The 12,976-nt window shown below is 63.2% G+C and carries 9 protein-coding genes; 2 read left to right on the forward strand and 7 right to left on the reverse strand.

Translation table 11 applies throughout. The features are described 5' to 3' along the window. Positions 1-108: 108 nt before the first annotated feature. The 4 genes from OVA12_RS16135 to aspS all read right to left on the reverse strand — a co-directional run bounded on the left by OVA12_RS16135 (position 109) and on the right by aspS (position 5,526). Positions 109-942 (reverse strand): IS5 family transposase, encoded by an 834-nt coding sequence (locus OVA12_RS16135; RefSeq protein ID WP_268138618.1) that lies wholly within the window; start codon positions 940-942, stop codon positions 109-111. Continuing rightward, positions 851-1,639 carry a hypothetical protein gene (locus OVA12_RS16140; protein WP_268139109.1) on the reverse strand — a complete coding sequence of 263 codons (789 nt, stop codon included), beginning with the start codon at positions 1,637-1,639 and terminating at the stop codon, positions 851-853. The genes OVA12_RS16135 and OVA12_RS16140 overlap by 92 nt, the downstream gene beginning before the upstream one ends. A 229-nt stretch (positions 1,640-1,868) precedes the next feature. Further along, positions 1,869-3,686, reverse strand: coding sequence for an ABC transporter ATP-binding protein (locus OVA12_RS16145; protein ID WP_268139111.1), 1,818 nt, complete (start codon positions 3,684-3,686; stop codon positions 1,869-1,871). Positions 3,687-3,741: 55 nt separating this feature from the next. Next, on the reverse strand, positions 3,742-5,526 hold the full coding sequence (aspS, locus tag OVA12_RS16150) for an aspartate--tRNA ligase (protein WP_268139113.1): 1,785 nt from the start codon (positions 5,524-5,526) through the stop codon (positions 3,742-3,744). 380 nt (positions 5,527-5,906) lie between these two features. On the opposite strand from aspS, the gene OVA12_RS16155 reads away from it, so the two are divergent. Next, positions 5,907-7,145 carry an MFS transporter gene (locus OVA12_RS16155; RefSeq protein WP_268139115.1) on the forward strand — a complete coding sequence of 413 codons (1,239 nt, stop codon included), beginning with the start codon at positions 5,907-5,909 and terminating at the stop codon, positions 7,143-7,145. Positions 7,146-7,164: 19 nt separating this feature from the next. On the opposite strand, the gene OVA12_RS16160 is transcribed toward OVA12_RS16155, so the two are convergent. Then, positions 7,165-7,782 carry a ParA family protein gene (locus OVA12_RS16160; protein WP_268139117.1) on the reverse strand — a complete coding sequence of 206 codons (618 nt, stop codon included), beginning with the start codon at positions 7,780-7,782 and terminating at the stop codon, positions 7,165-7,167. A 129-nt stretch (positions 7,783-7,911) separates the two neighbouring features. Between OVA12_RS16160 and rnd the strand changes: the two genes are divergently transcribed. Continuing rightward, entirely contained in the window at positions 7,912-9,087 is a 1,176-nt protein-coding gene (rnd, locus tag OVA12_RS16165) for a ribonuclease D (RefSeq protein WP_268139119.1), read from the forward strand. A gap of 82 nt (positions 9,088-9,169) precedes the next feature. Here the strand turns inward: rnd and OVA12_RS16170 are convergent, their stop codons facing one another. Both OVA12_RS16170 and OVA12_RS16175 read right to left on the reverse strand, forming a co-directional pair. Continuing rightward, on the reverse strand, positions 9,170-10,699 hold the full coding sequence (locus OVA12_RS16170) for a Ppx/GppA phosphatase family protein (RefSeq protein ID WP_268139121.1): 1,530 nt from the start codon (positions 10,697-10,699) through the stop codon (positions 9,170-9,172). Further along, complete coding sequence (locus tag OVA12_RS16175; protein WP_442793885.1) at positions 10,692-12,962, reverse strand: RNA degradosome polyphosphate kinase; 2,271 nt, start codon at positions 12,960-12,962, stop codon at positions 10,692-10,694. Before OVA12_RS16175 ends, OVA12_RS16170 begins: the two co-directional genes overlap by 8 nt. Positions 12,963-12,976 lie beyond the last annotated feature (14 nt).

The raw sequence follows: 12,976 nt of genomic DNA on the forward strand, positions 1-12,976 counted from the left end.
CGTTCGTTTTGTTGCATCGTCGACGAATTCGTAAGCACACGCTCGAAGGCCGTCCGGTCATTGGTCTCAAGGAACCGGATGGCGCTCAGAGTCGGACTCGAAAAGCCTTCAACGATAACCGTACCTTGCAAGTCGCCTTGTGATCAGGCGAATGTGGGCGATGATGATCCAAGCCTCTGATGAGGCGATGGACTTTTCGACATCCTTTGCCAATCTGCGGCATCTGCCGAGCCAGGCGAAGGTCCTTTCGACGACCCAGCGGCGCGGTAGGACTTCGAAGCCTTTCGCCTTGTCCGAGCGCTTGATGATCTCAACCGTCCAGCGCCCGATCTTCTTCAGCCGTCGCTTCAGCTTATCGCCCGCATAGCCGCCATCGGCGAAGACGTGCAGCAACCACGGCCACCTGTGGCGGATGGATTTCAGCAGATCGGGAGCGCCATCGCGATCCTGGATATCGGCCCCATGCACCATGAGGCCAACCATCAGGCCGAGCGTATCGACGATGATGTGGCGCTTGCGGCCTTTGGTTTTCTTCCCCGCGTCATAGCCCCGGATACCGCCGCTTTCGGTGGTTTTGACGCTCTGGCTGTCGATGACACCGGCCGTCGGTGAGGCCTCTCTGCCCTCCAGTTCGCGGGCTTCCATAACCAGATGGTGGTTGATGCGTGACCACAGCCCCAACGCCCGCCATTCATAGAAATAGCGCTGGACGGTCGAGCACGGTGGAAAATCCTTCGGCAGCATGCGCCACTGGCAACCGGTCGTAGCGATGTAAAGCAGCGCGTTGACGACCTCACGCAAGTCCGTGGTCCGCGGGCGACCCAGGCGGCGGGGCATGGGCAGAAAAGGCTCAACCAGTGCCCATTCCCGATCTGTCATGTCGCTTGCATAGCGTGCCGTCCGCCGGGCATAGTACCGACGGGTGATTTCGCTCCAGGCCATTCTGAACTCCATCGAATCTCGCAAATCCGAAGGAACCATAACCTGTTGAAATCACCCACCTCTTTTTGAGGCAGCCTCTCAGGCGCATCAACAACATGCTGCGCTGAACGACCCCCGCATGGTATGCGGCGACCACGTCGTTGTTTTCAAAGGCGCTCTGCGCGATCTCGCTGAGCTTTCGCTCCATCTCGGCACCAGCAGTATCCATGCTGTTGCGCACGATGTCATTCCTTTGGCCCTGAAGCTGCGTTACGTTGTCGAATGCAACCAGATACTGTTGCAGATCCTCTACCGCTTGCCGCGCGACTTGTTTCTTTTCGGGTGAGTTGACCAGCTCGTCCAGTTCGAGCGCCAGCGCACGGGCCTGTCCAGCATCTTCCTTGACCTTCAAGACTGTTTCCGTCGATGGCTGCAAGAGGAAATTCTTGACCGAGATCCGCATCGTGAGCAGCTCGGCCTGAATGAGGCCCGCCTGGTTTGTTTGCCGCGCAATCGACCGGTACCGGCTGAAGCTCTCGTTGCCAGACACGAGATTCAGGCTGGCAATTGTACTGATGAACAAAAGCAAAAGCAGAATAAACCCAAATCCGCCAAATATTTTTGCCGAGATCGATATATTCTTGAACATCGCAAAGCCCCCTCGCACTTGCACCGTCACATAGGCACTGGAACGCAACTGCGAAGCGGCAAAATACATTGCGGCTTTTTACAATGAACAGATATAGCCTGATTTCGATTCGCTCATACGCATTGTTACTTAAGGTGCGTTGTGCGTCGAGACTTGTGCAAGCGAAATTTTACAACCGAAAAAACTCAATCCACGTCGCAGGTTAGCAGTGACATGCGCGCGACAGGACGCAGCTTGCCGACCCTCCAGCAAGCTTTGCCGGATGCGGGATTGTCAGAGGTGATGCTGGATTGTCCGTCTAGACTGCGGCACGCTCGGCGGCATCGCGGAACTGAAGATCGGCAAGGCGGCGGTAGAGGCCATCGCGGGCGACAAGATCGCCGTGCGTGCCGGATTCCACCACTTGCCCCTTGTCGAAGACGAGGATGCAGTCCGCGTCGCGCACGGTAGCCAGTCGGTGGGCGATGACGAGTGTGGTGCGGCCCTGCATCAGGCGCTTCAGCGCGCCCTGGACCTTGGCCTCGGATTCCGCATCAAGGGCAGAGGTTGCCTCGTCGAGCAGCAGGATCGGCGCGTTGCGCAACATGGCGCGGGCAATGGCGATGCGCTGGCGCTGGCCACCGGACAAGCGCCCCCCGCCCTCGCCGACCATCGTGTCATAGCCCTGTTCCAGCGCCTCGATGAACTCATGCGCATTGGCATCCATCGCCGCGCGGATGATGTCGGCGTCATCAGCCCCGGGCCGGCCGAGCGCGATGTTGTCGCGCACGGAGAGGTCGAACAGGAACGTGTCCTGGGTGACGAGGGCGATATGGTCGCGCAGCGAGGCGAGCGTGACATCGCGGATGTCCTGTCCGTCGATCAGGACACGGCCGCCGGTGACATCATAGAAGCGCTCGATCAGGCTGAAGGTGGTCGACTTGCCCGCGCCCGAGCCACCAACCAGAGCGGTTACCTTGCCAGCATCGGCGGTGAAGCTGAGGCCAGCAAGCGCTGGAACCTCGCCATAGGTGAAATGCACCGCCTCGAAGCGGACTTGGCCCTGCGGTACGCTCAGGACGGCCGAGCCCTGCAGGTCGGCATAGGACGGCGGGCGGTCCAGCATCTCGTACATGAGACGCACGCCGACGAGGCTGGAATTGAGGTTGACCTGCAGCCGGGCGAGGCGCTTGACCGGCTCATAGGCGAGTAACAGCGCCGTGATGAAGGCAAAGAAGGTCCCTGGGTCCTGCCCCTGCTCGACCACACTGTAGCCGCCGTAAAGGATCACCAGCGCAACGGCAAAGCCGCCCAGTGTTTCCATCAGCGGCGAGGTGCGCGCGGTGAGCGAGGCGATGCGGTTGGAGCGGTGCTCGACGTCGCGGATGGCCTTGCCCATTTCCTGGCGCATGCGGTCCTCGACGCGGAACGCCTTGACCACGCGAATGCCGAGCGCCGTTTCCTGGACGGCGGAGACGATCTTGGTCGTGGAGACGAACTGCGACTTGGCATGCTTGCGCACTCGGCGGACAAGCAGCGACACGCCGAACACGGCAGGCGGCATGATGAGGAGCGCAATGACGCTGAGCGCCGGGTCCTGCAGCACCATGACGCTGACAAGGCCGATGACCGACAGGACATCGCGGCCCAGCGACAGGATGACCATGTCGATGACGCCGCGCGCAGCTTGCGCGTTGTGCGCCAGACGGGTCGCCAGATCGCCAAGCGGCGTGCGGTCGAAGAAGGCCATGTCCTGGCGGGTCATGACTTCGAACAGGCGGTTCTGGATGCGGGCGACGATGGCGTTGCCGATGCGGCTCATCAGCACCTGCTGGCCATAGGTCGCCAGACCCTTGACGGTGAAGATGCCCATGACCGCGAGCGAGATGATCGTGATCATCGTCTTGTCGCGGTTGATGAAAACCTCGTTGATGACGTCGCGCATGATCCAGGCGCTGGCCGCCGTCGAGGCGGCGATGAGACCCATGAACACGAGGGTCAGCGCATAGCCCGGCACATGCTCGCGGGCATTTTCGGCCAGGAGACGGCGGATCAGGACCAGAGAGCCGTCGGGATCTGAAAACCAGCGCGTGAGGCTCAACGCTGTCGCCTTTCTGTCTGGGACCGGCACACTCATGCGTCGCCGGAAGCGCGTGGCGGCAGGCGTTCAGCGCTGCCGCCACGGACCTGGATCACTTGGCCGGAAGGTTCAGCCGCAGGTGCAGTTCGCGCAGCTGCTGCGTGCTCGGCGGCGTCGGGGCGCCCATCAGGAGGTCCTGCGCCTGCTGGTTCATCGGGAACAGCGAGATTTCACGCAGGTTCTTCGCGCCGACCAGCAGCATGATGATGCGGTCGACACCGGCCGCCATGCCGCCATGCGGAGGTGCGCCATACTGGAAGGCGCGGTAGAGGCCGCCGAAGCGCTCTTCCACGTCCTCAGCCGACAGGCCGACCTTCTCGAAGGCCTTGACCATCAGGTCAGGCGACTGGTTACGGATCGAGCCCGAGGCGATTTCGAAGCCGTTGCAGACCATGTCGTACTGGAAGGCCTTGATCGTCAGCGGATCCTGGTTCTCCAGCGCGTCCATGCCACCCTGCGGCATCGAGAACGGGTTGTGAGCGAAGTCGATCTTCTTCTCGTCCTCGTTCCACTCGTAGAAGGGGAAGTCGACGATCCAGCACAGCTCGAAGCGGTCACGGTCGATGAGGTTCAGCTCGTCGGCGGCGCGGTTGCGGGCCTCACCGGCGAACTTGTAGAACTTCGACGGATCGCCGGCGGCAAAGAAGCAGGCATCGCCGTCGCCAAGGCCGAGCTGCTGGCGGATGGCCTCGGTGCGCTCCTCGCCGATGTTCTTGGCGATCGGGCCGGCGCCCTCGAGCTTGTCGCCCTCGGTGCGCCAGAAGATGTAGCCGAGACCCGGCTGACCCTGGGACTGGGCCCAGGCATTCATGCGGTCGCAGAAGGCGCGGCTGCCGCCAGTCTTGGCCGGGATCGCCCAGACCTCGGCCTTGGGGTTGCCCGCAATCATGTTGGCGAAGACCTTGAAGCCGGAGCCGGCGAAATGCTCGGTGACGGCTTCCATGACGATCGGGTTGCGCAGGTCCGGCTTGTCGGAGCCATACATGCGGATGGCGTCGTCATAGGCGATGCGGCGGAACGTCTGGGTGACGGGCTTGCCTTCGGCAAATTCCTCGAAGATGCCGCGGATCACCGGTTCCATGGTGTTCCAGACGTCTTCCTGGGTAACGAAGCTCATTTCCAGGTCAAGCTGGTAGAACTCGCCCGGCAGGCGGTCAGCGCGCGGGTCCTCGTCGCGGAAGCACGGGGCGATCTGGAAGTAGCGGTCGAAGCCCGCCATCATCAGGAGCTGCTTGTACTGCTGCGGCGCCTGCGGCAGGGCGTAGAAGGTGCCAGGATGGATACGGCTCGGCACGAGGAAGTCGCGCGCACCTTCCGGCGAAGACGCGGTCAGGATCGGCGTCGAATATTCGGTGAAGCCGCCCTTGGTCATCTCGCGGCGCATGGCGGCAATGACTTCGGTGCGCTTGACGATGTTGCGGTGAAGCGTCTCGCGGCGCAGGTCGAGGAAGCGGTAGGTCAGACGCACGTCTTCCGGATAGTCCGGCTCACCGAATACCGGCAGCGGCAATTCCTTGGCCGCGCCCAGGACTTCCAGGTCGCGGATGAACAGCTCGATCTCGCCAGTCGGAAGGTTGGCGTTGACGGTCTCGGCGGTGCGCGCCTTGACGCTGCCGTCGATGCGGATGCACCACTCCGAGCGGACGGTTTCAGCCAGCTTGAAGGCCGGGCTGTCCGGATCAACGACGCACTGGGTGATGCCGTAATGGTCGCGCAGGTCGATGAACAAGAGGCCGCCGTGATCTCGCACGCGGTGCACCCAGCCCGACAGGCGAACGGTTTCCCCGACATGGCTCGCGCGCAATTGCCCGCAGGTGTGGCTCCGGTAACGGTGCATGAAGTCCTCGATGGCTTCCGAAAATGACAAGGGTTCCAGCCACGAACGTGGGCGGAGGTTTGGGTGGACAAGCCACGTCACGCCGCCAAAGTCAAGACGCAGGCGGGGTTGCTCCCCCGTCGCGGCCGATCCTGCATCAGTCCCCAACCCGCGACGCGTGGGGATCGTGGACGGATCAATCACATTTCGTGAAGTGTCCATTCATCGCTTGAATTTCTTTTGCCGGCGCACCCAAGCTACAACAGGGCACTGGGGAAATGCAGGCTTCATGGGAAGCTGAATCGGTCCCGCACCACACCAAAGGGGCAACGCGCCGGAACCGGAACCGCGAAGACCCGATCGGCCTGCCAGGACTGCTGGCAAACCTTCCAGAGAACCGAATGTCGACGATCCGTCCGCTTATTCCCCTCCTTGCCACTGCCGGCATTCTCATCGGCGGCAACGGGTTGCAGGGAACCTTCATTTCGCTGCGGGCGCTGGAGGAGGGATTTTCGCCGCAGGTGATCGGCTTCATCGGCACGGGCTACAACATCGGCTTTGCCCTGGGCTGCATCTACATCACGCGCATCATCAGGGCCATCGGGCACATTCGGGCCTTCTGCGCGCTTGCGGCAATCGCCGCCGCCGCGTCCATGCTGATGTTGCTCTACATCGCTCCCCTGCCCTGGTTCCTGATGCGCCTCGTCCAGGGACTGTGCATCGCCGGTCTGTTTGCCGTTGTGGAAAGCTGGCTCAACGCGCGTGTCACCAATGCCAACCGCGCCCGCACCCTCTCCATCTACCGGTTCGTCGACCTGGGCGCCGTCACCCTGGGGCAGTACATCATTCCGGCCGTCGGGGTCAGTGGCTTTGAGCTTTTCGTGATCATCGCCATGGCGTTGACACTCTCGCTCGTGCCGATTTCCCTGACCGACCGCACCAGCCCGGCAGCCCCCGAGCATGTGCGCTTTGATGTGCGGGTGTTGTGGAAGGTGTCGCCGCTGGCGACCATCGGCTGCATTGTGGTCGGCTTCACCAATGCCAGTTTCCGTTCGCTCGGGCCGGTTTATGCGGACGGGATCGGCATGACGGTGACCTCGATCGCCACATTCATGAGCGCTGGCATATTTGCCGGTGTCGTGTTGCAATATCCGCTGGGGCATTATTCCGACAAGCTGGACCGGCGCCTTATCATCCTCATCGCCACTTTCGGCTCCTTCCTCTCCGGCATTTTTCTTGCCCAGGTGGCGGGCGACAGTGTCTGGCTCAATTACCTGGGCATCTTCGCCTTCGGTGCCTTTGCCATGCCGCTCTATTCCCTGTGTTCTGCCCATGCCAATGACCATGCCGCCCCGGGACAACATGCGCTGGTTTCGGCGGGAACACTGTTCTTCTGGTCGGTCGGCGCGATCGCCGGGCCGCTGTTTGCCTCGCTCCTGATGGGCCACTACGGGCCGCATTCCCTGTTCTGGTACACGGCTGCGGTGCAAGGGCTGTTCATGGTCTACACGGTGATGCGGATGATGCAGCGAGAGGGCGTGCCCGCGGAGGGGCGTCGCAGCCGCTTCCAATCGCTCCTGCGCACCTCGGCCTTCTTCGCAAAGCTGGCGGGACCAGGAAGCGCGAAGGAGAAGCCGTGAGGGTGCTGGCGCACGGCAATCAGTCCAGAGCCTGAATGAGCGGATGCCATTGCGCCAGAACATCCGCCGACGCCGCTGGCGGATCGAAAACGCTTGAACCGCTGGCAGCATGCCGGGCATAGGCCACCCGGTCGGCAATTTCCGTCAACAGCGGATATCCAGCGTCCTGTGCCTGTTGCTGCAGCTGGGCGAGATCCGCCCTGCCACGCCGAACCCGGTTGGCCACAACCAGGATTTCCGCCTTGCCCTTGCGGATCCGTTTCATCTCGGACAGCCGGCGCAGGAAAGCGACTGTTGCATCCCAATCGAATGCAGAAGGCATGATCGGGACGACGATGTCATCGGCTTCGGCCACCAGATCCTTCGCCCGTTCACCGCGCAGACCGCCCGGGCCATCGATGAAGATGAAGCCCTGGCTGACATCTGGCATCTCGTGATCCCCTTTGCTCCAATCGAGCGCGTGGATCGGCGGCAAGCCCTGCGGTCTCCGCTTCAACCAGGCAAGGGACGAGCGCTGCCGGTCGGCATCAGCCAGGAAGACGCGCTTTCCCTTCGCAGCGAACGCGGCCGCCAGCGTGGTGGCGAAGGTCGTCTTGCCGCAGCCACCCTTGCTGTTGACGATGAGAATCCTGCGCATGCTGCTCTCCCCCCGAACCTGAGCGTTGCGCAGGTCGTTTTCTCCTGCAACCTCGCCGGCCCTCGCAACGCGAGGCTGACGGATTGATGGCGACAAGATGGCAAGACTGCGGTATAGACCGGGCCTACCATGAACGTAATTACCACGACCCAAGCCCTCGCCGCCGCCTGTGCCCGCTTCTCCGCCCACGAGTATGTCACCGTGGACACGGAGTTTCTGCGCGAAACCACATTCTGGCCCAAACTCTGCGTCATCCAGCTGGCAGGTCCGGACGATGCCTGCATTGTCGATGCCCTGGCAGACGGGCTTGATCTGGCGCCCTTTTTCGACCTCATGCGCGACGAGCGCGTGACAAAGGTGTTCCACGCCGCAAGGCAGGACATCGAGATCGTGTTCCACCTTGGCGGACTGATCCCGCATCCCCTGTTCGACACACAGGTAGCGGCGATGGTCTGCGGCTTCGGTGATTCGGTCTCCTATGACCAGCTGGTGCAGCGGATCACCGGTGCCAGGATCGACAAGTCCTCGCGCTTTACCGACTGGGCCCGCCGGCCGCTGACCCAGAAGCAGCTGGAATACGCCCTGGCGGATGTGACCTATCTGCGCGACGTCTACCAGTTCCTGAAGGCGAACCTTGCCGAACAGAACCGGTCGAACTGGGTCGCGGACGAGATGGAGATCCTGACGTCCGAAGGCACCTATCACACCGAACCGGAACACGCCTGGCAGCGGCTGAAGATGCGCGTGCGCAAGCCGATCGAGCTGGCCGTGCTGATGCAGGTGGCCGCCTGGCGCGAGCGTGAGGCGCAGTCGCGCGACGTGCCCCGGTCGCGCGTGCTCAAGGACGATGCCATCTACGAGATCGCGGCGCAGCAGCCGGCGAATGTGGAAGCGCTGGGGCGGCTCAGGACCATTCCGCGCGGCTTCGAACGGTCCAAGCCGGCCGAAGACATCCTGAAGGCCGTCAATGCGGCGCTGGCCCTGCCGAAGGACAAGCTGCCGAGACTGCCAAAGGGAAAGCAGGCGCCGGACGGCTCCGCCGCCGCCGTTGACCTGTTGAAGGTCCTGCTCAAGCTGGTCAGCGAGCAGCAGGGCGTTGCCGCCAAGGTGATTGCAACGGTCGAGGAACTCGAGCACATCGCGGCCGATGACCACGCCGATGTCCCCGCGCTCCATGGTTGGCGCCGGGAGATGTTCGGCGAGCTGGCGCTGAAGCTGAAGCGCGGCGAGATCGCGCTTGCCTTCGATGGACGTCAGGTCGTCGCCCTCGATCAAGGCAAACAGAACTCGGCCGCCGCCGAATAGTCTTTCGGCAACGCCGCGATCGGCTATTTTCCGGGATGTGAGCCCCTGCGGTTACCCGCAGGGGCTTTTTTTTTGTTGCAGCTTAGGGAAGCGGCAGGACGTTGCCCTTGGCACCGATCAGCTTGGCGAACTGGGACACGCGCTTGCGCAGGCGTTCGCCGTCCATATAGGCGAGCTTGGCCGGAAGTTTCAGCATCAGCTCGTCCTCGGTGCGCAGGAACTCGGTGTCGAGCAACACGCCGGGCATGGACGCGGAGACGAGCGAGGCCACCCGCAGGGCCGCACCCAGGATGCGGGCGCGTTCCTTCAGCCGGGTCGGCGTCAGTTCGCGCAGGCGCGGCGACAACGCATCATCGTTGAGGCCGGCGTGGCGATAGAACACCGCCATCGACAGGAACGCCCGGCCCGGATGATCGATGCCGACAAAGGCCGCGTTGGAGATGATGTTGAGGCTCTGCTCACCGCGATAATCTGGATGCGCGCGCCAGCCAATATCGGACAGAAGACACGAGGCATGGCGCAGCCGGCGCTCTTCCTCGGTTTCCTCGATGCCGATGACCGGATAGAGGCGGTCGGTCCAGGAGACGAGTTCTTCGGCGTGCTCCGGCGAGCGGGCGCGCAGCATCGCCAGTTCCCGCGCCGCCTCCAGCAGCGGATCCTGCTTGCGCACAGCCGGGGGCAGCAGCTCGTACAGCAACCCTTCGCGCACGCCGGTGGCCGACATGACGACCTTGTCCGCCTTCATCAGGCGCAGCACCCGTTCCATCACCACGGCACCGAAAGGCAGCAGGGCGCGGCGCTGGCGCGAGACGGATTCGATGAAGTCGAGGCTTTCCACGTCGCGCTGAGCGACCATGCGGCAGAACTCGATCGCCTCTTCCGCCGGGATCTCGTAATTGTGCATCACATGCAGCGGGTAGCCGGCTTCGAAGAGATGCAGCCGCGCCAGCGACCGCCAGGTGCCGCCAACGGCGTAGAAGGTGTGGCGCGCCATGCGTGTCGGCCATTTGGCAGTGGCGAGCGCGTCCTCGACGATCTTCTGCGCCCTCGCGATCTTGCCGCCCGAGGCTTCCTGCAGGCGCAGGCCGCCAAGCGGATAGGTCTCGCCCTGCCCCACACCGCGCGGTCCGATGGTGACCAGCTCGAGGCTGCCGCCGCCAAGATCGCCGACGATGCCCTGGGGCTTCCAGAAGCCAGAGACAATGCCGAGCGCGGAGTAATAGGCCTCTTCGGCGCCGTTGAGGATGCGCACCGGCACGCCGGTGACACGTTCAACTTCAGCAACGAAGGCGGCCCCGTTGCTGGCATCGCGCGCGGCGGCGGTTGCCAGCACATGCACGGCCCTGACGCCGATGTGCTCACACAGGCAGCGGAAACGATACAGGGCGGCAAGCGCGGCCTGGACCGGCTCCTGCATCAACTCGCCCGTCGTGGCGAGACCTCGCCCGAGCCCTGCCAGGATCTTTTCGTTGAACAGGATCGTCGGCGCACGGGCCTCGCGCTCATAGACGACAAGGCGAACGGAGTTGGAGCCGATGTCGATGACGGCGATAGGCCCGGACCCGCTGAGGCGGCCCCGGGCGGGGGGATGCTTGGCGCTGGCGTCAGGCACGCTGCGGTCGCTCCTTGAAGTGGCGGGGCTTTTCGGTGGTCACCGTCTTGCCGCGCCCGGACAGGGACGGGTTTGTCATGAAATAGCGATGGGCATTGAAAGGTTCCTCGCCCGGAGCAGGCGCCATGCGCTCGTGCGAGCCATCGGGCAGGATGCGCCAGCTCTGCTGGTTGTCCTTGAGATTGGCGACCATGATCTGGTCGAGAACCTGTTCGTGCACGGTCGGGGTGATCATCGGCGCCAGGATCTCGACACGGCGGTCGATGTTGCGCGGCATCATGTCGGCCGACCCGATATAGACATGGGCATGCGGCGACGGCAGCCCGTGACCATTGCCGAAGCAGAAGATACGGCTGTGTTCCAGGAAACGGCCGACAATCGACTTGGCGCGGATGTTCTCCGACAGGCCCGGTATGCCCGGCCGCAGGCAGCAGATGCCGCGCACGACGAGATCGATCTGCACGCCGGCCTGGCTCGCCCGGTAAAGCGCATCAATGACGCCAGCATCGACGAGCGAGTTCATCTTCATCCAGATCTGGGCCGGACGGCCAGCCTTGGCGTGCTCGATCTCGGCCTCGGTCAGCTCGATGATGCGGCTGCGCATGCTGATCGGTGAGACAGCCAGCCGCTTCAGTTCCGCCGGTTCGGCGTAGCCGGTGATGAAGTTGAAGACCCGTGCTGCGTCGGCCGCGATGTCCGGATCATCGGTGAAATAGGACAGGTCCGTGTACACGCGGGCGGTGATCGGGTGATAGTTGCCCGTGCCGATATGGACATAGGTCTTGAGTTCGCCGTTCTCGCGCCGGACCACCATCGACAGCTTGGCGTGGGTCTTCAGCTCGATGAAGCCGAAGACGACCTGAACACCGGCCCGTTCCAGATCGCGGGCCCAGCGGATGTTGGCTTCCTCGTCGAACCGCGCCTTCAACTCGACCAGGGCCGTCACCGACTTGCCGGCTTCCGCAGCCTCGGCAAGCGCCTTGACGATCGGGCTGTCCTTCGAGGTGCGGTACAGCGTCTGCTTGATGGCGACGACATCGGGATCCTGCGCGGCCTGGCGCAGGTACTGCACCACCACGTCGAAGGACTCGTAAGGGTGATGGACGATCAGGTCCTTCTGCTGGATCGCGGCCAGACAGTCGCCGCCATGCTGGCGGATGCGCTCGGGAAAACGGGCGGTGTAAGGCTCGAACTTCAGATCGTCGCGGTCGAGGGCAACGAGCTGGGACAGGTTGTCGAGGGCGAGCAAACCATCAACGAGGAAGGTTTCCGCGTCGGACACGCCAAGCGCGTTGGTGACGAAGGCACGCAGGGACGCGGGAGCTGCACCGTCGATTTCCAGCCGGATCACCGAGCCACGGCGGCGGCGCTTCAGCGCGCTCTCGAACAGGCGAACGAGGTCTTCGGCTTCTTCCTCGATTTCGATGTCGCTGTCGCGGATGACACGGAAGGCACCCTTGCCCTTGATCTCGTAGCCCGGGAACAGGCGACCGACAAAAAGGCCAATCACCTTTTCAATGGTAATGAAGCGGACCTCGCCCTGCCCCATGTCCGGCAGGCGGATGAAGCGGTCCATGTGGCTGGGCACGCGCAGGAGCGCCGTCATGCCGCGGCCGCCGCGGATCGGTGCCAGCTCGAACACGACCGAGAAGCCGAGATTCGGAATGAAGGGGAACGGATGCGCCGGATCGATGGCCAGCGGTGTCAGAACCGGGAAAATGTGGCCGAGGAAGTGGTTCTCGAGCCAGGCGCGCTCGTCCGCCGTCAGATCCTGGGCAAGGAGAATACGGATGCCGGTTTCCACCAGCTCCGAGCGGATCTGCCGCCACAGGCGCTGCTGTTCGCTCTGCAGGCGCTGGCAGGCTGAGGTGATGCGCTCGAGCTGTTCGCTCGGCGTCAGGCCATCGTCAGACCGCAGGGTCACGTCGGCGCGCTGCTGGCCGCGCAGGCCGGCGACGCGGACCATGAAGAATTCATCGAGGTTGTTGGCCGAGATCGACAGGAAGCGCAGCCGTTCCAGCAGCGGGTGCTGCTTGTTGACGGACTCCTCGAGCACCCGGTGATTGAACTGAAGCCAGGAGAGTTCGCGGTTCATGAAGCGGGCTGGAGAGTGCATCAGCTCATGCACCGGATCGGCGACCGGTCCGGGCTGAAGCGCACTGAGATTGGTCTCTGGCGCAACGCCGGCGGCAACGGGAACCTTGGCGCCGATCTGCGACACCTCCAACTCGTCCTGCACGACGCTCTCCTTTTCAACACTCATCGATCTTCACCCTT

It is taken from the genome of Pannonibacter sp. SL95, from assembly GCF_026672425.1.
Lineage (GTDB): Bacteria > Pseudomonadota > Alphaproteobacteria > Rhizobiales > Stappiaceae > Pannonibacter.